This is a genomic window from Moraxella caviae, assembly GCF_002014985.1.
GTDB classification, from domain to species: domain Bacteria; phylum Pseudomonadota; class Gammaproteobacteria; order Pseudomonadales; family Moraxellaceae; genus Moraxella; species Moraxella caviae.
Genome location: NZ_MUXU01000005.1, coordinates 41530 through 63175, shown reverse-complemented (window position 1 = coordinate 63175; position 21646 = coordinate 41530). Strand labels below are relative to the sequence as shown.

Here is a 21646-nt window from a genome sequence, read left to right as displayed (position 1 = left end):
GAGGTAAGTATGCAATTAAAATCTTTATCTGATATGCCCAAAACCCTTGATGATCTCTTTGCTGATGATGATCTTGGGCTGTTTGCCAATGTAAAAGCGAAAAACCAAACTCGCTCACTTTCTGCTTTGGCACAAAAGTTTTTGGAAATTACCGACTTTGTTGAAGAAAAGGGGCGTGAACCAAACCCGCAAGGCGATTTGAGCGAAAAGCAGTTGGCTCGTAGTTTGGATAAAATTCGCTCAAATGAAGCACAATGCAAAGAATTGGCTGAATTTGACCGCTTGCAATTGCTGGCAGGCAAGCCAAATGCCTTGAATCAAAGGGAAGAAAAAACGGTTGCCGAAGCGGTGATGGTGGAGAAAGTTGATGCAGAAAATCCCCCAGCGGAAGAAGCTATAGAAGAAGAGATAGAAAAGAAAATAGAAGAAATCATTGAGGCAAGGACGCTACAAAATATCGCAACTGAAAAAACTGTAGTAGAACAAGTAGTGCAAGCGGTTGAAAAATTGGAAAACTTTGCCGATAAGCAAGAAAAGAATGATACTTCGCCAAATGAAGCTAAAATAACGGTAACTACACCACAAAGCACATCACAATGGGTAGAAAATGCAACGCACGATTCGCAAAATCGCCCTGTAATGGTTCAGAATAAGGAAGAAGCACAATGTCCGAAATCAAAACGTCCGTTCCTGACAGCCTTGATGATCTGTTTAATGATGATCCTTTTGGTATATTGGATTTGGGCGATGTAAGTTTGTTTAAAGGCAAATTTGCACAACACAAACGCAAGCTCAACATTGTCAAAGAAGAACGAGTTGGTAAGCGTTACCCTTGTCCAAATTTTGCAGATTATCAAGCGTCTTTTGAAGCACTACGACAAGCCTTAAAAACAGGTTCGGCAGTGCGTAGCGATGTGATTCGTGAGCGTTCGATTGAAGTGGGCGATTGCTTTGTTTTGCAAGGCTTGCTTTGCATTGTAGTGGCGAAAAATGCTGAAAATCGTCAAAACAAGCGTTCAAATTATCGTTTGAGAATCATTTTTGAAAACGGCATTGAATCGGATATGTTACAAAGTTCGCTTTCTGTCGCCCTTTATCGTGATGAGCTAGGCAGAAGTATTGCATTTAATGATGAAAATGCACGCACCGCTTGGCTTGAAAGGCAGTTTGGTGTTCGTCCTGAAGCAAAAATTAACGGCTATTTGTACGTTGCACAGCTACAAAAAGCTAAAACAGAACTCAGCCATTATCCGCATTTGTATAAAATCGGCTTTACACGCACAAAGCCTGAATTACGCATTGCAGAGTGTGAAAATGATGTGGCGTTTTTAGAAAGTGCGGTCAAAATTGTACTGGATTTTGCGATTCCTGCACCTTTCGAACCGCATAAACTGGAAACGTTGATTCATCAGTTTTTACAAGCACAACGGCTCAATATCGGGCTGATTAGTAAAAATGGACTTGCTTACCAACCAAATGAGTGGTTTGCCGTACCACTACAAACGATTGAATTTGCGGTAGAAAATATATTAAGTGGTGAGATTGGTAAATATCGGGTGGATAATACGACAGGGTGTGTGGTGGAAAAGAGATAATAAAAACACCGCCCATCTCTGAGCGGTGCTTGTGGAATGAGCCAAAGAAAGATTATTTATCTTTTACTTCGGTGTATTCAGCGTCTACCACGCCGTCATCGGCTTTGTCTTGCTGTGGGGCTGCGTTTGCGCCTGCGTCAGCGGTTGATGCGTCTTGGTAGATTTTTTGACCGATTGGCAAGAAGGCATTGTCTAGGGCTTCTAGTTTTGCCTTGATGTCGTCTGCGTCATCTTCTTTCACGGCAAGCTCAAGCGCTTTGATGGCTTCTTCCACAGCTTGTTTTTCTTCGTCAGTGGCTTTGCCTTCAGCGTCTTTTAGTGCTTTTTGTACCGCATGGATACGGCCGTCCGCTTCGTTGCGAGCGTTTGCCAAGGCGGCAAATTTCTCGTCTTCAGCAGCGTTGGCTTCTGCATCACGCACCATTTGTTCAATCTCTTCGTCCGACAGACCTGAGTCTGCTTTGATTTGGATTGATTGAGATTTGCCTGTGCCTTTGTCTTTGGCGCTGATGTTCATGATGCCGTCAGCGTTGATGTCAAAGGTAACTTCAATCTGTGGCACGCCGCGTGGTGCTGGCGGAATGTCGGTTAGGTCAAAGTTGCCAAGCAGTTTGTTTTGTGCCGCGATTTTACGCTCGCCTTGGTATACTTGGATTGATACTGCAGGCTGGTTGTCGGTGGCGGTTGAGAACACTTGTGATTTCTTGGTAGGAATCATGGTGTTTTTCTCAATGATTGGCGTTAGCACACCGCCCATGGTTTCAATGCCTAGGGTCAATGGCGTAACGTCAAGTAGTAGTACGTCTTTTTTGTCGCCAGACAGTACCGCGCCTTGGATCGCTGCGCCCATCGCCACTGCTTCGTCAGGGTTCACGTCTTTGCGTGGCTCTTTGCCAAAGAATTCTTGCACTTTTTGTTGTACAAGCGGCATACGGCTTTGACCGCCCACCAAGATTACGTCATCGATGTCGCTGGCTGACAGACCTGCGTCTTCTAGGGCAATCTTACAAGGTGCGATGGTGCGTGCCACCAAATCTTCGGTCAAGGCTTCTAGCTTGGCACGGCTGATGGTTACTACCAAATGCTTAGGGCCAGATGCGTCAGCGGTGATGTACGGCAAGTTCACTTCGGTAGAAGTTGAGCTTGACAGTTCAATCTTCGCTTTTTCAGCGGCTTCTTTTAGACGCTGCATGGCAAGCGGATCGCCTTTTAGGTTCACGTTTTGCTCTTTTTTGAACTCGTCTACCAAGTAGTCAATCAGCGCGATGTCAAAGTCTTCACCGCCAAGGAAAGTATCGCCGTTGGTAGACAGTACTTCAAACTGCTGCTCGCCGTCCACATCGGCAATCTCAATGATTGACACGTCAAACGTACCACCACCCAAGTCATACACAGCGATGGTGCGATCGCCTTCTTTTTTGTCAAGACCAAAAGCCAAAGCAGCGGCGGTTGGTTCGTTGATGATGCGTTTTACGTCAAGACCTGCGATTTTACCTGCGTCTTTGGTGGCTTGGCGCTGTGCGTCATTGAAGTATGCTGGCACGGTAACGACCGCTTCGGTTACGGTTTCGCCAAGATAATCTTCGGCAGTTTTTTTCATTTTTTTCAAAACTTCAGCCGAGATTTGTGGTGGTGCTTGTTTTTTGCCGTTCACTTCCACCCACGCATCGCCATTGTCCGCTTTGACGATTTTATAAGGCACAAGACCAATGTCTTTTTGTACCGCTTGCTCGTCATAACGGCGACCGATTAGGCGTTTTACTGCAAATAGGGTGTTTTGTGGGTTGGTAACGGCTTGGCGTTTGGCAGATTGACCCACCAAAGTTTCACCGTCTTTAAACGCTACGATAGATGGCGTGGTGCGTGCGCCTTCTGCGTTTTCAATGACTTTTACGTTGCTGCCTTCTAGGACTGCCACGCAAGAGTTGGTAGTACCAAGGTCAATACCAATAACTTTAGCCATGATTAACTCCTAATTTAATGTGAATGTTTTAAAACTTTAAAATCTTAATGGTGCTTTTTGGCGATTTTTCAAGTGATGTTTGGTTAATTTTTAATCAACTCATCATCGCCGTCTAAGCGTTATATTTGTGTGGATTTTAGATTTTCAAGGCGATTTTTTAAAATTTTTATGAAAATTTGTACAAATTTTTCTTTTTTAAGCCATTGAAATTTAACAAAAAATCCCAAAACGTGCCAAATTACCAATCTGCCACGTTGTAGCCAAATTTACTTGCCAGCTGCATCTCGTCTTCGTATCCGCCATGACACGCTGCGGCATAAAGTGCGTAGGTGCTTTGCAAAACGCCAGCCAGCGCCATTTCTGGATTGATGGGTAAAATGCTCGTTTGGCGACCGAAAATTACCGTTGGGCTGTCAATAGAGCAGTTGACGAACACTTTCCATTTGTCATTTGACGTGTCCGCTGGGTCTGTCAAAGTCAGCCCAAGCATGGCGCTGTCTGCGCTTTTATCCAGCAAGTCAAATTCAAGGACTTTGACGCTGCTGCAAGGCTCTCGGTAGCAGCTTTCAATCGTTTTACCAGCTTGCACGCCGATGTGGTCAAAGGCGACAGGCTCGGCATTGGCGGCGTGGGCGGTAAAACTTACGCCAGCCAGCACAGCCCATAAAAATGGCTTTAGACTCATCACGCCCCCACCAATACCATCGCAGGGCGCAAGGTGCGGTCGTTTAGCGTGTAGCCTTTTTGTAGCACTTGCCCGATGACGTCTTTTTCGGCATCTGGGAAAATGCCCACCGCTTCGTGAATGTCTGGGTTGAAGGCATCGCCCACTGCGCCCACCGCCACGACGTTGTTTTTCTCAAGCACGGCAATCAGCGATTTGTGCGTCAATTTCACGCCTTCTAGCACCGCTTCTTCGGCATCTTTTAGGGTCTCGATGGCACGCTCAAGATTGTCCACCACTTCCAGCATTTCTTTGGCGAATTTTTGTAGGGCGAATTTTTTCGCCTTGTCGGTTTCTTGCTCCATGCGGCGCTGGGCGTTGTAGCTTTCAGCATTGGCACGCGCGGCAGCTTCTTGGTTTTCTTTGACTTGCGCTTCTAGCTCGGCAATGCGAGCGTTTAGCGTGTCTGTTTCGCTAAGTTCTGCTTCGTTTTGGGTTGCCACGTTTTCTAGTTCTTCGGTGGCGGTTTGGGTGTTTTGAACGTCTTGTTCTGACATGATGACCTCGTAAAATGCTTAAAATGCCTTAAAATGCTAAATATAATTAAATTCCTTACCTTTGATAAGGTTAGGCGGCGGATTTTCAAGGTGTGGGCGCAAAAAATTGTTTGGTGGATTGTTAAGCGTGGCTGGCGTATAAAAATTGGTGTGATGATGAACGCTAAAATGGTTAGATTTTGGGTGTGCCAGCGGGTTTGTTGGGCGATTTTGGGTAAGTTTGGGTAGGTTTGGGCGAATTTGACTGCTTGAAAATTAGCTCAAGTACAAATGGCGTTGATGGCGCAGGCAATGCTTGCGGTTTGTAAATCTTGGATTTCGTGAATGTGTGTGCTTACGCTGGGCAAGGCGTGCTGAATGATATTAACAAGGCGCGCGCCCAACGCCAAATAATGCACTTGGCTGGCAAGTTCACCGCTCACCGCTTGCCAATGGCGAAAGGCTTGCTCACTGCTGATGAGCGCTACCACAGGCGCACCATTTGCGATGGCGGTGCGGATTTGCGCTTGGTGTTTGGCAAAATTATCCGCCAAATCGGCAGGGGCGGCGCGCTCATACCATTCAATCGCTTGCACGTCCACGCCACGCATGACGAGCGTGTCGTGCAGCAGCCGCCTGCCGCCTTTACCGCGCCAAATCAGCACCTTGTCGCAGGCGTGCAGGCGCATGATTTCATCAAGGGCGAGCATACCTTCGTTGTTGGCGGTGGCGGGCAAAATCACAGACAAGCCAAATTCACGCACCGCTTTTGCTGTCGCACTGCCCACAGCGATGATGGCAAAGGGTGGCAAATCCTGCGCTTGTACGTTTTTGGCTTGCAAAAAAGCGATGGCACGCTTGGCGGATTCTAGGCTGGTGATGATGAGCGCTTGATATTTGCCAGCGAGTAAATCCGCCATACGCCCACGGTCAGCGTCATCAAGCGGCACATCATGAATGGCAAGCAGCGGCAAAGACAATGTACGCACATTTGGCAAGCACGCCAGCGCACGCCCACGATGGCTGGGGCGTGTGTTGATGAACAGCGGCTGCGATGTCGGCTTCATGTGGCTGATGCTTTGTGTTGTTAAGCGTGTTTTTGTTGTTTTGGCGGTCGTTTAATTTAAAAAAGTATGCCAAGTCGGAAAAATTGTTTGTGGCAGGCGGATTAAAAAACCGTTCGTGGCGAGCTTGCCAAACCATCACGGTTTTTTAATCCTTCTTATTTAAAAACGCCTTGCTTGGTTATTTGCTTGCGCTGCCTTGCTGGTACACCGCTTGCAAAATTTTATCTGCACCTTGCGACAGCAAATCTTTCGCCACTTGCTCGCCTAGGGCTTCGGCGGCGGCTTCGTTAGCCTTAGCGTCATCGCCAAGTGCAGCGGCAGCATTTGCCAACAAAAGCTGTGCGCCATCTGGCGAGCCAACTCGCCCACGCAGCGATAAAGTGCCGTCTGCGATGGTGGCAAAGCCTGCAATCGGCACTTGGCAGCCGCCTTCAAGCGTGCGGTTCATGGCACGTTCGGCAATCACGCACAGACGTGTTGGCGTGTGATTAAGCGGCGCAAGCAAAGACAGCACGGCTGCGTCATCGGCGCGACATTCAATGGCAAGTGCGCCTTGCCCAACCGCTGGCAGGCTGATTTCATCGCTGATTTCGTGGCGAATGCGAGATTGCAGCCCAAGACGGCTAAGACCGCTGGTCGCCAAGATGATGGCATCGTATTCGCCTGCGTCCAGCTTGGCTAGGCGTGTGCCAACGTTACCACGCAAGGATTTGATGGTCAAATCTGGGCGTGCGGCACGGATTTGGCATTCACGGCGCAGGCTGGACGTGCCAAGTACCGCGCCTTTTGGCAATTCGTCCAGCGAGCTAAAATCATTTGACACAAAAGCGTCTGTCGGTGCGTGGCGTTCGCAATATGCGCCCAGCGTCAAGCCTTCTGGCAGCACCATCGGCACATCTTTTAACGAGTGCACGGCAATGTCGGCACGTTTTTCGTACAGGGCGGTTTCTAATTCCTTGACAAATAAGCCTTTACCGCCGATTTTGGCAAGCGGTGTGTCTAGGATTTTATCGCCACGCGTTACCATCTCAAGCAGCTCCACTTGCATGGCAGGATACAGCGTTTCTAGGGCGTTTTTGATGAAATTGGCTTGCCATAATGCCAAAGGGCTTTGGCGTGTGGCGATGGTGAGTTTGGTAGGTTGGGTCATGGTGTTCTCAAAATTTAGGTTGTGATTTTTGGTTATTATAAAAGGTTTTTTGTGCAATAAACAAGCCAATCGCCAAAATTGTGCGTGGTCTGTGGTATAATTTGGCTTTCATTTGGTTGTCGTGGCGATTTTGGGTGAATTTGCCAAGTCAGTTATGGTGAAATTTGCCAAGTCAGTAAAACTTAGCCAAACAAGCCGCACAACCAAAACCAAACACACCAAAACAGCAGGAAACTTACGCATGACACAGACAGCAGGTCAATCCATGTGGGGCGGGCGTTTTAGCGAAGCGACAGACGCTTTTGTGGCGGAATTTACCGCTTCGGTCAATTTTGACAAACGCATGGCGCACCAAGACATTCAAGGCTCAATCGCCCACGCCACCATGCTTGGCGAGTGCGGCATCATCACGCCAGACGAAAGCCGCCAAATCGTTGATGGGCTAAATGCCGTCAAAGGCGAGATTGAGCGTGGCGAGTTTGTGTGGTCGGTGGCGTTAGAAGATGTGCATATGAACATCGAAGCACGCCTGACTGCGCTGATTGGTGATGTCGGCAAAAAGCTGCACACAGGGCGCAGCCGTAATGACCAAGTGGCGACCGACATTCGTCTGTGGCTGCGTGATGAAACGGACAAGATTTTGGCGCTGATTGCCAAGCTGCAAGCAGGGCTTTTGGATTTGGCGGCAAATCACACACGCACCATCATGCCGGGCTTTACGCACCTGCAAACCGCACAGCCTGTGAGCTTTGCCCATCATGTGATGGCGTGGTTTGAAATGCTTAGCCGTGATTATGATCGCTTGGTGGATGCGCGCCGCCGTGTCAATCAAATGCCGCTGGGTTCGGCTGCGCTGGCTGGCACGACTTATCCGATTGACCGCACCATCACCGCAAAATTGCTTGGCTTTGAAGGCATTTGCCAAAATTCGCTGGACGCAGTGTCTGACCGTGATTTTGCCATCGAATTTACCGCCGCAGCAAGCATTCTGATGATGCACCTATCACGCATGAGCGAAGAGCTGATTTTGTGGATGAGTGCGCAGTTTGGCTTTATTCACATTCCTGACCGCTTCTGCACAGGCTCGTCCATCATGCCACAAAAGAAAAATCCTGATGTGCCAGAGTTGGTGCGTGGCAAGGCGGCGCGCGTGTTTGGACAGCTGAACACCTTGCTTAGCCTGATGAAAAATCAGCCGCTGGCTTATAATAAGGACAATCAAGAAGACAAAGAGCCGCTGTTTGATTGCGTGGATACGCTGTCTGGCAGCTTGATTGCGTTTGCTGATATGCTGCCAAACATCACGCCAAACAGCGAAAATATGCGTGCCGCCACCTTAAAAGGCTACGCCACCGCCACCGATTTGGCGGATTATTTGGTGAAAAAAGGCTTGCCGTTTCGTGATGCGCACGAAGTGGTGGGTTCGGCAGTGGCATTGGCGGTACAAAAAGGCGTGGATTTGAGCGATTTGAGCTTGGCAGAACTGCAAGGCTTTAGTGCGCTGATTGGCGATGACGTCTTTGAATGCTTGACGCTAGAAGGCTCGCTAAACGCCCGCAACCACATCGGTGGCACCGCACCGCAAGCGGTAGAAGCGGCGATTGAGCGTGGACGTGTGCGTGTTCAAGGCTATTGATTTGCCATCGTGATAAATTTGTCATGACAAATTATCATAACAAAAGGCGGCTGAGTTAGCCGTCTTTTTTGATTTTTTTGGTTTAAACCTTTGCCATGTTCGACCCTTCGACAAGCTTAAGGCGAACGAAAACTACACCAAAAAACAAAAAATCTTTTGTGATTTAAAAAACTTTGTGGCAAAAACCCTTCGTGGTTTAAAAATTTGTTCACAACCTAAAAGCCCTTTGCGGTGAGCTTGCCAAATCATCACGGTTTTTTAAATTTTTGATAAGTTTGGGGCGAGTAAAACCCACGCCATCGGCAAAAAACTTGTCAAGCGGCTTGGTTTTGTGTTTATAATAGGGCGTTTGGCAAGCGTATGCAAAACGCTGCCGTCATTTTAAACGCATGAAAACATTGACAACAAAAAGAGTACGACCATGACAGAGATTTTCAACCCAAAAGCGAATTTGGTTTTTTGCCGTAAATATCAGCAAGAATTGCCAAAATTGCCAAATCCGCCATTTCCAAATGCCAAAGGCGAAGAAATCCAAAACACCGTGTCGGCAAAGGCGTGGGGCGAGTGGATTGAGCTGCAAACCATGCTGATTAACGAAAAACACCTAAGCATGGTGGATAAAGCCGCCAAGCAGTTCATCGCCGAGCAGCGCGAGCTGTTTTTGGACAATGGCGATTACGAAAAACCAGCAGGCTACACGCCAAAAGCCTAAGTTGCCAGTCATAAGGATTTGCCATGCAGGAAGTCAAAGGTATTTTTAAGCCAATCTTAATAAATGATGAGCGCCCAGAAGCGCTAAGAGAGTTTCCAGCCGTCCATGTACAGCCTGTTACTTGGGGGGATATGGATCCTTTTAATCATTTAAACAACGTGGCATATTATCGCTATGCCGAATCAGCACGAATCAGTTATTTACGAGCGATGGGCGCGATTCAAACACGCACAGACATCTCCACCATCTTGGCGGCAAGCAGCTGTCAATACAAGCGTCCTGTGGTCTATCCTGACACGCTACTCATTGGTGTGCGTACCAAAAAACTTGGCACAACGAGTGTGGTTTTAGAATATGTATTTTTTAGCCATGCTCAACAATGCCTAGTGGCGATGGGCGAAGCGGTGATGGTGCGAGCCAATGACGCTGGCGAAAAGCAGGCGTGGAGCGATGACGAGCGCGCGCAATTTGAACGCTTTGAAGGGCGTGAATTTGCGCTGTGATGGCAATTTTCCAGACGATAAAAAGCCCAATCTTATTAGGATTGGGCTTTTGATTTGGTGAAATCAACTCATGATTTTCTTAACTCACAATTTTTTCAAGTCGTGATTTTTCAATCATGATTGCAGCACGTCCACCAAGCGTCCATGAATGCCTTCAAAGCCGCCATTAGACATGATGATGATGGCGTCGCCTGCTTGGGCGTGGGTTTTTAGGTGGTCTAAGATGGCTTCCACGCTGCCCAGTACGCTTTGATTTGCTGCGTTGCCGATGGCTTCTGCCAAGCCCCATGTCAGATTGCTCGGCTCATACCACAGCACAAAATCCGCCAAACTTGCCGATGGCGCAAGACTTGCTTTGTGGCTGCCAAGTTTCATGGTGTTACTGCGCGGCTCAATCACCGCCCAAATTCTGCGCCCAACCAGCTTTTTCTTAGCGCCGTCCAGCGTGGTGGTGATGGCGGTTGGGTGGTGGGCGAAATCGTCAAACACTAAGATGTCATTGACATCGCCAATCAGCTCCATGCGGCGCTTAATGCCTGCAAAGTTTGACAACGCTTCGCACGCTTTTTCCACGCTCACACCCACGCTCACCGCTGCAGCAATGGCGACTAGGGCGTTATTGACGTTATGCACGCCGCTCATCTGCCAAGTAACTGCACCCGTCTGCGTGCCATCGTCTGTGATGTGTTTCACGTGAAACACGCTGCCGTCCGCGCTTTGTAATTGGGCGTACCAGTCGGTATTTTCGCTGTCGGCATCGCTGCTTGTGCCGACACTTGTGCGCCACACGGGTGTCCACACACCTTTTTCTAGCGTGGCTTCTAGGCTTGGCGTGTGGTTTGGCATGATGATTTGCCCATTGGCTGAAATGGTGCGAATCATGTGGTGAAACTGCGTTTGAATGGCGGCAAGGTCAGGGAAAATGTCGGCGTGGTCGTATTCTAAGTTGTTCAAAATTGCTGTGGTGGGGCGATAATGCACAAATTTTGAGCGCTTATCAAAAAATGCCGAGTCGTATTCGTCCGCTTCAATGACGAAATATTTTTCGCCCAAATGCGAGCTGTGCGCAAAGGCGGCTTGCAGGCGTGCGTCATCGGTATTGACCAGCGGCACACCACCAATCAAAAAGCCTGTGTCAATGCCTGCGTATTGTAAAATCCACGCCAGCATGGTGGTGGTCGTGGTTTTGCCGTGTGTGCCAGCCACCGCCAGCACATGACGGTCTTTTAGTACGATGTCGTACAAAAATTCAGGGCCAGACGTATAAGGCAGGCGCTCATTCAGCATGTATTCTACCGCTTCCATGCCACGCTTGCAGGCATTGCCCACCACCACCAAATCAGGCGCAGGGTCTAGGTGTTCGGCTTTGTAGCCTTCCATGATTTCAATGCCAGCATTGGCAAGCTGGGTACTCATGGGCGGATAGATGGCGGTGTCTGAGCCTGTAACGGTATGCCCCAAATCGCGGGCAATCAGCGCCATAGAACCCATGAAAGTACCGCAAATGCCTAAAATGTGAATGTGCATGATGATTCGCTTTATAAAGTGTGAAAGAAATTTGGTGAATTATAGCAAATTTTGGGCAGTGGGGGAATTTTTTCAAAGATTGGCGGGATTGTTTGGCTTTTGTATTGCCGAGCGCGGTGGCATTGGGTACAATGAAAGCCAAATAACACAGTTAAGTCATAAGCGAGATTTTATGAAGCCAGTTGTAAATCCAACCGCAAATCCGATTGTCAGCCGCCTGCAAGCGCTGCGCCAAGCCATGACAGCGCACGGTATTGACGTGCTGATTATTCCCACAGCAGATCCGCATTTGTCCGAATACATTCCTGCGCACTATCAGGCGCGTGAGTATTTTTCAGGCTTTACAGGCTCAATGGGGACGCTTGTGGTGGGGGCGGATTTTGCGCATTTGTGGGCGGATTCGCGCTATTGGGAGCAGGCGGATATTGAGCTTGGCGGCACAGGCATTGAGCTGCAAAAACTCACCGCTAATCACAATCACATCGCTTATCTTGCCAAGCACGCCGCAGACGGTATGACGGTGGCGGTTGATGGCATGGTGGCAAGTGTGGCGGAGTGTGAGAAGTTGGCGCAACAACTTGCCGAGAATAACGCCAAGCTGGTGCTGGATCAGGACATCACAGCTTTGGCGTGGCAAGACAGACCAAGTCTGCCCAAAAACGCCATTTATCCGCACAATCCGCAGTTTGTCAATGAAAGCACCGCCAGTAAACTTGCCAAAGTCCGCGCGGCAATGGCGCAGGCAGGCGCAGAATTTCACTTGATTTCAAGTCTTGATGACATCGGCTGGCTGACCAATTTGCGTGGCTCGGACGTGCCGTTTAATCCTGTGTTTTTGGCGCATTTGTTGATTGACGCACAGCAGGCGACTTTATTTGTGGATTTGGACAAACTGGACGACACCACCACCAAATATCTGACAAATCATGGCATTGGCGTGGCGGATTATGACGACATTCATCAGGCGATGGCGTGCGTGCGTGGGCGACTCTTGATTGACGCTGCCAAAGTGGCGCAAGGCGTGGTGCAGCACGCAAAAGATGCTGTTGAGATTCGCCAAACCAACCCAAGCACGCTGCTAAAAGGTGTAAAATCAGATAAAGATTTGGACTGCGTGCGTGCTGCCATGCGCCAAGACGGAGCGGCTTTGTGTGAGTTTTTTGCCGAGCTTGAAGCCAAACTTGCCGCAGGCGAGCGCATTTCTGAGCTGGACATTGACGCCATGCTCACCTTGGCACGAAGCCGCCAGCCGCATTACGTCAGCGCAAGTTTTGACACCATCGCAGGCTTTAATGCGCATGGGGCGATTATCCATTATCGTGCCACGCCTGAGCGTTTTGGGTATTTGGACGGCGATGGCTTGCTGCTCATTGATTCTGGTGCGCAGTATGAAAACGGCACGACCGACATCACACGCATGGCAGGCATAGGGCAGGTGAGCGAAGCACAAAAGCGTGATGTAACCTGCGTGCTAAAAGCGCACATCGCCCTTGCCATGGCGCATTTTCCTGTGGGTTTTGCCTCGCCCAAGCTTGATGTGCTGGCGCGCGCCGCCATGTGGCAATACGGGCTGGATTATGGGCATGGCACGGGGCATGGCGTGGGCTATTTTATGAACGTGCATGAAGGCCCGCAGCGTATCATGCACTCTGCCGCTACCACCACCGACACTCAGATGTACGCTGGCATGATTACCAGCAATGAGCCGGGGCTGTATCGTACGGGCAAGTGGGGTGTGCGCATTGAAAATTTGCTGGCGTGCGTGCCAGCAGCGAGCAGCGAATTTGGCGAGTTTTTAAAATTTGAAGATTTGACTTTATGTCCGATTGACACACGTTTATTGAGTTTTGAGCTGCTGACCGATACTGAAAAACACTGGCTAAACGCTTATCATCAAAAAGTGCATGATGCGCTCATTGATTTGGTGAGTGGTGCAGCAAAAGCGTGGCTTGTGGCACGCACGCAGCCGATTTGATGGCGTGCGTCTGTGCTTGCGCTAAGCGCACCGACAGCACATTGTTCGTTTTTGCCAATAAAAAACACGCATTGATGGTGCGTGTTTTTTGAAAAAGGATTTGCTAAAGAAGGTTGGTTTGGGTCAGTCAAAAGGTTTGTTAGACTTGTAAGTCTAACCGATGAAGCGCAGCCAACGCCCAAACACGGATTTTAAATTATGTTGGGTTTTTGTTTCACTCAGCCCAACTTACGGTTTGACGGCTTGATGGTTAATGCGCTAAACTTTTTAAAATCGGTTTTTGATGGTGAGTTTATCAAACATCAGATTTCAACCACTTCACACCAACAACCAGCAGTGCAAAGCACACCAAAAACATGATCAGCGTCAGCGCAGGAATGCTCAACCCAAACATCTGCCAATCAATCACCGCACATTCACCAGAGCCTTTGAGTACTTCTTGAAAAACCTGCATGACAGGCAGCGTCTCCACCCAATAATTTAGCCCCGGGCCGCACGCAGGCACTTGATCTGGCGGTAAATGCTGCAGCCAAACATGGCGTGCCGCCACGCCGCCGCCCCACAAAACCCCTGCCATCATGCCAAACCACAGCGTGATTTTTGCCCACGCTTTTTTGGGGTTGATGAGTGTGCCAAGCAGGGCAAACGCCCCCATCGTCCACACGCCAATGCGCTGAAAAATGCACAAAGGACAAGGCGCAAGCCCCAAATGCTTTTGAAAATATAAAATCGCCACGGCGCTTGCCACCACGCAAATCACCACCAGTAGGGCGCACAGCGCACGAAAATTCAGAGATTTCATGGTTTTACCTAAACTTAGCGGTATTGCTGCACATAATCATAAAAACTTTCACTGTCTTCTCGCTCAAGCTTTTGTTGGTCGGCGAAAGATTGCACCGCCAAATCCTGAAAACGTGCTGCGTCTTCGTTGCTGATGGCGTGGGTGAGCAGCTCGCTTTGATGTTTTTTGGCAAGCAGCTGCCCCAGTTTCCAAGTGCCACCTAGGCGGCGGCTGTCCGCTTCAATTTGCGCTGACAGCGTGAAATTTGGGTTGGTTGCCTTGCCTTGCATGGCGCTTAGGGCGGTGCGGTATTCGTTGCCGCCGTGATGCTCATCAAAGGCATCGGCAATCGCTTGCATTTCGTCCAGCTTCTCAACAATCCACGCACCCAGCGGTTTTTCGCCTTGCAGTGTGGTGATGGTGGTGTCGTTTTTGCGCCCATGATTGACCACGATTTCGGTGTTCGCTGCCAAAAGTTTATCTTCTTGGGGCAATAAATCTGGCGAATCCGACAGCAAGCAATACAACGCCAGCACTTCTAAGAAGCACGCTGTGGCGGTGGTGATGCCGATGTCGCTGTACGGGTCTAGGTCAATCGCACGAAACTCCACATAAGCAATGCCACGTTTTTCTAGGGCTTCGGTCGGTGTTTCGCCTGCTTTGGTAACTTGTTTTGGGCGAATTGGGCTATAAAATTCGTTTTCAATTTGCAAAATGTGGTCGTTGATTTGCACAGGATTGCCGTTTTCATCATCCACACCGATGGCGGTAAAATCGGCAAATGGCGTGCCAATCGCGCGGCGCAAGCCTTTGATGTATTCGTTTAAATCGTTATAACGAATGTCAAGGTCTTCTTGGACGCTGTTGGTGTAGCCAAGTTTGCCCATGCGTAGGCTAGTGCTGTAAGGCTGGTGCAGCGTTTTGCAGTCGCCTTCAATCAGCGGCACAAGCGAGTGCGTACGCCCCGTCAAAAAACAGCCACACACGCTCGGACTTGCGCCCAAAAGGTACAAAACCAAAGGGGTTAGGCGTTTAAAATTGCGAATCAGCCCTAGGTATTTTTCGTTTTTAAAATTGGCAAAATCGCTGCGATTTTCGGCTTTTGCCCATGCGGCGAACAAATCATCACCGATGGATAAATTATAATGCAAGCCTGCGATGGTCTGCATTTTGCGTCCATAACGCACGCCAAGCCCAGAGCGGTACAAGGTTTTTAGTCGTCCAACATTAGACGTGCCGTAGTCTGCCAGCGGAATGTCTTCGTCCGAATCCGACAGCATACAAGGCATGGACAGCGGCCACATCATCTCGCCATTTTCAAGCCCACGATGCACCAAAACGTGCAGTTGGCGCAGCATATCCAGCGCATCTTTGATGGTGTCTTTCGGCTCGGTAATCAGCTCCAAAAGATTTTCAGAATAATCGGTGGTGATATAAGGGTGCGTAAGTTTTGAGCCAAGTTTGGCAGGGTGAAAAGTCTTGGCAAAATGTCCGTCTGGCTGCATACGCAAGCCTTCTTTTTCAATGCCGCGCTGCATACCTGCCACCAAATCGGCACGGAACCAAGCAGGCGTGGTGAAAGAAGCGGTTGTCATAATAAAAACTCTTTGATTGGTGTGTGGTTGGCTTTGGCAATTTCGTAAATCTTAGCAAATCTTAATAGTTACGCAGCTGCCAAAACATTCATTATAAATATATGTTTAATTGGTGTCTTATGCTGTATTATAAAGACAACACGCGCCAATGGCAAAGAAAATCATGCAACTTATTGTGATACTTTGGCATAAAGGGGCGTAAATCTTGGCATAAGGGCGGCACAAGGGCATGGTCGGTGTGGCTTTGCACACTTTTTAAATTAAACGACACAATACGGCAGCCACGCATTTACAGTAAACCGCATACAGACAAAACGCCCATCACAGACAGGCGTTTGTTGGTTTGAGTGTGTTTTTGTCAAGTTGCTAAGTGGCTAAGCCGCTAGAATAAGCTGCTAGAATAAGCCGCTAGACCAAGTGCTAGTAAGCGGCTTGCGTGCGCCAATCACGCCTGACAGTCATCATTCCACAGTAACAGATTTTGCTAGGTTGCGTGGTTTATCCACGTCTGTGCCACGCACCAGCGCCACATGGTAGCTTAGCAGCTGCACGGCGATGGTGTGTACGATGGGCGACAGCACACCGATGTGGCGTGGCGTGCGAATGACGTGTACGCCTTCGGTGTCGGTGAAGTCGCTGTCAAGGTCGGTCAGTACAAACAGCTCACCACCACGCGCCCCCACTTCTTGCATATTGGCTTTGACCTTGTCAAGCAGGCTGTCGTTTGGTGCGATGACCACCACAGGCATATTTTCATCTACCAGCGCCAAAGGCCCGTGCTTTAGCTCACCTGCTGGATAGGCTTCAGCGTGAATGTAAGTCAGCTCTTTGAGTTTGAGCGCGCCTTCTAGGGCGATTGGGTAGTGAATGCCACGCCCCAAGAACAGCGCTGATGGCTTGGCGGCGAATTTTTGCGCCCACACGCCAAGCTGCGGCTCTAGGTTTAGTGCGTGCTGAATGCTGCCCGGAAGCTGGCGCAAATCATCGGCATAACGCTCCAAATCCGCTTCGCTGACGTGTCCACGCACACGCCCAAGCGTAACCGCCAAGCCAAACAAAATCACAAGCTGTGTGGTGAACGCTTTGGTGCTGGCAACGCCAATTTCCGCCCCTGCGCGCGTGTAAATGGCAAGACTGCTTGAGCGTGGCAGCGCAGATTCCATCACGTTACAGATGGATAGGCTGTGCGTGTGTCCTTGCGCCACGGCATATTTAAGCGCTTCCATGGTGTCTAGGGTTTCGCCTGATTGGCTGATGGTGATGACAAGCTCTTTGTCATCGGCAATCACATCGCGGTAGCGGTATTCGCTGGCGATTTCTACATCACAGCGGATTTTGGCGATGGATTCTAGCCAGTATTTGCCCGTCAAGGCGGCATAATAAGACGTACCGCAGGCTAGGATTTTAATGCTGTTGATGGTTTTAAAAATGGCAGGTGCGTCATCGCCGAAGTTCTCGGCAATAAAGCCGCCATCAAGGAAAATCTCAGCCGTGTCAGCGATGGCTTTTGGCTGCTCGTAAATTTCTTTTTGCATGAAATGGCTGTGCAGCCCAAGCTCAAGCGATGCCAAAGACAGCTCTGATGTGTGCACGGCACGCTTGGCTTCGTTGCCGTCTTTGTCAAGCAATGTCTGAATGCCAGCGCTGGTCAATAGCGCAATGTCGCCATCTTCTAGGTAAGTAACTTTACGAGTAAAAGCGATGACTGCCGATACGTCTGATGCGATGAAAGTTTCGTCATCGCCAAACGCCACAAGCAGCGGACAGCCCATGCGTGCCACGACCATTTGCGTTGGGTCGTCATTGGCAATCACAGCGATGGCATACGCACCATGAAAGCGTGCGCAAGCGGCTTGTACGGCTTGGTATAGGCTTTTGCCTTGGGTGTATTCGTGATGGACGCTGTGGGCGATGACTTCGGTGTCGGTTTGCGAATCAAAGGTGTAGCCCAGCTCTTCTAAGCGGGTGCGTTCGCTTTCAAAGTTTTCAATGATGCCGTTATGCACCACCGCAATTAAGCCACCCGAGATGTGTGGGTGAGCGTTTGGTTCGGTAACGCCGCCGTGGGTTGCCCAGCGAGTATGACCGATGCCGATGTGTCCAAACACGCCTTCGTCTTTGGCGGCTTGTGCCATCAATGCCACACGTCCCACACGGCGCACACGGGTGATTTCGCTGCCTGTCTGCACTGCAATCCCTGCTGAATCATAGCCGCGATATTCTAGACGCTGCAAGCCATCGGTCAAAAAATCCACTACGTTATTATTGGTACGAATTGCACCTACGATACCGCACATAATGTCCGTCCTGTGTCAATAAAAAGTTTTGGGTATGGTGATTTGAGATAATGTCAATTTAGCCCGATACATCGCTGGCTTGCCTTGTCGGTGCTATTTATACCATCTGCGGCTTGCTGTTTTGTTTTACAGCCAAATTGATTCAAATGTTATTATATCAAAAAACCATTTTAACGGCATGATAAGTTACAAAATATTGACAAAATATCCGTCAGTCAAATTTATGTGCGCTATAAGCCTTACAGCCAAGACAAATCCAGTGGCGGCAGGGTGATTGTGCCTTGATTGTCCGCCAAAATCAGCGTGCCAATCGGTACGATGCCCTTGACCGCATTGGTGAAAAACAGCCCTGTCAAATGCGCCAAATCATCATCAAAAAGCGTGCGTTCGCTCACTTTGTTTTGTGCCAAAAGCAAGCGGCGCAGTGTGCCGTCCACGCCAGAGCGGTCGGTGGGCGGTGTGTGCCATTTGCCTGAGTGTAGCTGATAAAAGACGTTGGCGGACGTGCCGCTCACCCATTCGCCAGCCAAATTTTTCACCAAGCCTTCTGCTAAATTTGGCGTGGTTTGCTGCTGGCGGAGCAGTGTTTGGTGTAAAAAAACTTGCTCAGCGCAGCCGATGAGTTTTACCCCTGCCAAGCGTGGCGTGCGCAGACCTACAGGCTCGCTTAGGCAGATGGCTTGGTTTGTGGTGGTGATGGGTGTGTGTTTATCAAGTTGGGTGTGCTTTGGTGGATTTTGACAAATGGTTGTCAAATTATCAGCGGATTGAGCGGTGAATTTGGTATTGGTGATTTGCACAGGAATGGCGCAGTTTTGCTCGCCTAAATTTTCCCATGCCATATTTAGCCAAGCCACGCTGTCAGGCGCGTACAAAGGCGCAGGCACAGCTTTAATCCATGCGCAGGCTTGCCCATCAATAAAACCGTAGCCACGCACCGCTTGGGGATTTCTTGCGATGATGATTTTGAGCATACCTTCTTGAGTTTGCGCCGCCAGTGTGTCAAGCGTGCGCATGACAGCCGCACAATCAAAGGTAAATTCAAAACGTGCCACGCCCACCAAAAGCCGCTCAAGATGCAATTCACGCCACAAAATGCGCCCATTTACCACGCCAAGCGTGCTAAAAAAGCCATCGCCATAGGCAAACGCACGCAGATCCATCGGCGCAGGATTGGCGGTGCTGGACGTAAGTTTGCCATCGCTGAAATGATAGTAGCTTGGCGAAGTTGGTGGGGCGCAATGTGTGGTCATGATGGTTTGGTTGAGTTGGTGGTGGGTTGTTTGTGAGTTGGGTTTTTGTGATTTGAACCGTGGGCTGGTAAAGCTCGTAGGTTGGATTAGGTTCGTAAGTTGGGTGGGCAAAGCGTAACCCAACGTTTAAAAACCGATTTTAAATCATGTTGGGTTTTCGCTAGCTCAACCCAACCTACTGGTTTGGCTTAATGATAAGATGAAAAAATCACGCACTTATTTTTCAATCACCAAACGGCAAGTGTAGTTTTCGCACGTTGCACTTTGGACAGCCGTGCCTTGAATGATTGCGCCTTGAGAAGGTTTGCCATCAAGCATTTGTGCCACCAGTGCCGCGCCACGCTCGCCCAGTAAGATGCTTGCGGCTTGGTAGGCTTTTTTGGCGGCGGTGATGCTTGCGTTTTTGTCGTGGTCTTGGTCGGTGGCGGCGGCAAAATACCACACCAGCTCAAACAAGCTGTCCGATTCAATCACATACAAAGGCGGCTCGGACGCTGCGTTGTAGCGGTATTTTTGCGCCAAATTGCCCGCAAAATCCAGCGCAGATTCTTGCACGGCATTTGCGCCCAGCACGCTTTTGGCGGCGGTGTAATCGTTTGGCGCAGGCTTGCTCATCGTCCAGTTTTGGGTGTCGTACACCACAGGCGTGAATTGCGGCGGCTCGCCATCGTCTTGGACGACGGTCTCGTGCGTGGCAGGGCGAAAGGTGGCAAACAGCGCAATGCCAAGCGCAATCAGCACGCCAAGTGAGATGTAGCGCAGTGTGCGAGTTTTTGGTGTGGTCATGGTGTGTCCAGTGTTGGCGTTTTGTTTGGCGTTATTGTACAAAAATTTTGCCCAGCTTGCCATCAAAACACAGCCAAGCGGTGCGTTTTTGGCAATGGGGCGAAAAATTAGGCTGGTCATTGGCTTAAATTGGTTCAAGCTGGCTTAACTTGGCAAAACCCAGCGCAAAACTGGCAAAAAATCGGCAAGTTACAAAATACCATCTGAAAACTTACTTAATTTTTACGATACTTTGCTACAATACTGCTTTATAAGTTTTAGTGCAAACTTTGGTCGCTTGATTTACTGTGCAATTTACTTGCCGTGCGGTGAATTGATTTGACTGCGGTTTGGCGTTTTGTTAATTTACATTTTAGATTGTTTTAATAGATTGTTTTTATGACAAAATCCCCAAAATCTTCTAATTCCACGCCCGCCAAGCGCAAAAAACCCAGCGCCACGCCAAGAAACAGCGGACGTGCGCCCAAGCAAAAGCCTTCATCTGGCAAAAAATGGCTGGGCTTTTTGTCGCTGAGTGCGCTTTTGGTGATTGCGGCTGGCTTATTTGTGGTGTATACCACGATTTTTGCGCCGACCAAGCACGATGAGCAGACCATCACCGTGCATAAGGGCGACACTTTTTATGGGCTGCTGGTGAAAAAGCCTTGGCAAACGTCTGTATTTAGCTCCGAGACGCTCACCAAAGCGTACTTAAAATGGGCGGCAAAGGACGATTTACAAGCAGGGGCGTATGAAATCCCAGCCAACGCCAGCTTGCGTGAGATGGTGGAGATTTTGTCGCAAGGTTCAGATGCCGAGATGATTTCGGTGCGTATTATTGAAGGTAAGACGGTGCGTGATTTGTACCGTATGCTAAAAAATACCGATGGTGTGGTGCTAGAAGTGCTGTCGCCGCAGACGGACGAAAATGACGGCTACAGCTGGGTGGACACCGCCAAGGACAACGAAGCGGTGAGCAAGGCTTTGGGAATCAGCTCGCCAAATGGCAATTTGGAAGGCTTATTTGCGCCAAATACTTACTTTTTCCATCATGGTGTGAGCGATCGTCAGATTTTACAAAAGCTGTATGACGACCAGCAAGCGGTGCTTGAAGCGGCGTGGGAGGCGCGCAGTGAAAATTTGCCGTACAAAACGCCTTATGAAGCCTTGATTATGGCAAGCATCATTGAAAAAGAAACAGGGCTTGCCGATGAGCGTGGCACGGTGTCGGCGGTGTTTGTCAATCGGCTAAATCAAGGCATGCGCCTACAAACTGACCCGACCATCATTTACGGGCTGTTTGACCGTTATAATGGCAAAATTTACCGCTCAAATATCCGCGAAAAAACCGAGTATAACACTTATCAAATTGATGGCTTGCCGCCTACGCCGATTGCGCTGCCGTCTAAGGCTGCCATTGAAGCGGCGCTGCACCCAGAAGACACCGATGTCATCTTTTTTGTGGCGACAGGCAAGGGCGGACATACGTTTAGTCGCACGCTTGCCGAGCATGAAGAGGCGGTGGCGGCATATCGTAAGGCGATTGGACGCTGATATTTGTGCTAAATTGAACGTGGATTGGCGTTTTATTGCGCTGCATTGAGCGTGAATTTGGGAGTGTGAATTT

At 49.4% G+C, this 21646-nt stretch carries 18 protein-coding genes; 7 read left to right on the top strand and 11 right to left on the bottom strand.

What is annotated here, in order from left to right:
* Positions 1-9: 9 nt before the first annotated feature.
* Complete coding sequence (locus B0181_RS00770; RefSeq protein WP_078275594.1) at positions 10-753, top strand: hypothetical protein; 744 nt, start codon at positions 10-12, stop codon at positions 751-753.
* Positions 666-1595, top strand: coding sequence for a GIY-YIG nuclease family protein (locus B0181_RS00765; RefSeq protein WP_078275593.1), 930 nt, complete (start codon positions 666-668; stop codon positions 1593-1595). The genes B0181_RS00770 and B0181_RS00765 overlap by 88 nt, the downstream gene beginning before the upstream one ends.
* Positions 1596-1647: 52 nt before the next feature.
* Here the strand turns inward: B0181_RS00765 and dnaK are convergent, their stop codons facing one another.
* The 5 genes from dnaK to hemC form a co-directional block, all read right to left on the bottom strand.
* Positions 1648-3558 (bottom strand): molecular chaperone DnaK, encoded by a 1911-nt coding sequence (dnaK, locus tag B0181_RS00760; RefSeq protein WP_078275592.1) that lies wholly within the window; start codon positions 3556-3558, stop codon positions 1648-1650.
* 238 nt (positions 3559-3796) lie between these two features.
* Positions 3797-4243: a hypothetical protein gene (locus tag B0181_RS00755; protein ID WP_078275591.1), complete on the bottom strand. Its 447-nt coding sequence runs from the start codon at positions 4241-4243 to the stop codon at positions 3797-3799.
* Complete coding sequence (gene grpE, locus B0181_RS00750) at positions 4243-4779, bottom strand: nucleotide exchange factor GrpE (RefSeq protein WP_078275590.1); 537 nt, start codon at positions 4777-4779, stop codon at positions 4243-4245. The genes B0181_RS00755 and grpE overlap by 1 nt, the downstream gene beginning before the upstream one ends.
* A gap of 260 nt (positions 4780-5039) precedes the next feature.
* Positions 5040-5825 (bottom strand): uroporphyrinogen-III synthase, encoded by a 786-nt coding sequence (locus B0181_RS00740; RefSeq protein ID WP_078275588.1) that lies wholly within the window; start codon positions 5823-5825, stop codon positions 5040-5042.
* A gap of 178 nt (positions 5826-6003) precedes the next feature.
* The gene (gene hemC / locus B0181_RS00735) at positions 6004-6975 is read right to left on the bottom strand and encodes a hydroxymethylbilane synthase (protein WP_078275587.1); all 972 of its coding nucleotides are present in this window, start codon (positions 6973-6975) and stop codon (positions 6004-6006) included.
* Between the two features lie 265 nt (positions 6976-7240).
* On the opposite strand from hemC, the gene argH reads away from it, so the two are divergent.
* The 3 genes from argH to B0181_RS00720 all read left to right on the top strand — a co-directional run bounded on the left by argH (position 7241) and on the right by B0181_RS00720 (position 9826).
* The gene (gene argH / locus B0181_RS00730; RefSeq protein WP_115338108.1) at positions 7241-8611 is read left to right on the top strand and encodes an argininosuccinate lyase; all 1371 of its coding nucleotides are present in this window, start codon (positions 7241-7243) and stop codon (positions 8609-8611) included.
* A 421-nt stretch (positions 8612-9032) separates the two neighbouring features.
* Positions 9033-9323, top strand: coding sequence for an oxidative damage protection protein (locus B0181_RS00725; protein ID WP_078275586.1), 291 nt, complete (start codon positions 9033-9035; stop codon positions 9321-9323).
* A 23-nt stretch (positions 9324-9346) separates the two neighbouring features.
* Positions 9347-9826 carry an acyl-CoA thioesterase gene (locus B0181_RS00720; RefSeq protein WP_078275585.1) on the top strand — a complete coding sequence of 160 codons (480 nt, stop codon included), beginning with the start codon at positions 9347-9349 and terminating at the stop codon, positions 9824-9826.
* A gap of 114 nt (positions 9827-9940) precedes the next feature.
* On the opposite strand, the gene mpl is transcribed toward B0181_RS00720, so the two are convergent.
* Positions 9941-11353 (bottom strand): UDP-N-acetylmuramate:L-alanyl-gamma-D-glutamyl-meso-diaminopimelate ligase, encoded by a 1413-nt coding sequence (gene mpl / locus B0181_RS00715; RefSeq protein ID WP_078275584.1) that lies wholly within the window; start codon positions 11351-11353, stop codon positions 9941-9943.
* Positions 11354-11525: 172 nt separating this feature from the next.
* On the opposite strand from mpl, the gene B0181_RS00710 reads away from it, so the two are divergent.
* Positions 11526-13328, top strand: coding sequence for an aminopeptidase P family protein (locus B0181_RS00710; protein WP_078275602.1), 1803 nt, complete (start codon positions 11526-11528; stop codon positions 13326-13328).
* 295 nt (positions 13329-13623) lie between these two features.
* Here B0181_RS00710 and B0181_RS00705 read toward each other — a convergent pair whose 3' ends face one another.
* The 5 genes from B0181_RS00705 to B0181_RS00685 form a co-directional block, all read right to left on the bottom strand.
* Positions 13624-14130, bottom strand: a complete 507-nt coding sequence (locus tag B0181_RS00705) for a disulfide bond formation protein B (RefSeq protein WP_078275583.1) — start codon at positions 14128-14130, stop codon at positions 13624-13626.
* 14 nt (positions 14131-14144) lie between these two features.
* Positions 14145-15704 carry a glutamate--cysteine ligase gene (gene gshA / locus B0181_RS00700; RefSeq protein WP_078275582.1) on the bottom strand — a complete coding sequence of 520 codons (1560 nt, stop codon included), beginning with the start codon at positions 15702-15704 and terminating at the stop codon, positions 14145-14147.
* A 461-nt stretch (positions 15705-16165) separates the two neighbouring features.
* Complete coding sequence (gene glmS, locus B0181_RS00695; RefSeq protein WP_078275581.1) at positions 16166-18001, bottom strand: glutamine--fructose-6-phosphate transaminase (isomerizing); 1836 nt, start codon at positions 17999-18001, stop codon at positions 16166-16168.
* Between the two features lie 239 nt (positions 18002-18240).
* Complete coding sequence (locus B0181_RS00690) at positions 18241-19254, bottom strand: aminotransferase class IV (protein ID WP_078275580.1); 1014 nt, start codon at positions 19252-19254, stop codon at positions 18241-18243.
* Positions 19255-19470: 216 nt separating this feature from the next.
* On the bottom strand, positions 19471-20160 hold the full coding sequence (locus tag B0181_RS00685) for a hypothetical protein (protein WP_078275579.1): 690 nt from the start codon (positions 20158-20160) through the stop codon (positions 19471-19473).
* A 258-nt stretch (positions 20161-20418) separates the two neighbouring features.
* On the opposite strand from B0181_RS00685, the gene mltG reads away from it, so the two are divergent.
* Positions 20419-21573 carry an endolytic transglycosylase MltG gene (gene mltG, locus B0181_RS00680; protein WP_078275578.1) on the top strand — a complete coding sequence of 385 codons (1155 nt, stop codon included), beginning with the start codon at positions 20419-20421 and terminating at the stop codon, positions 21571-21573.
* Positions 21574-21646 lie beyond the last annotated feature (73 nt).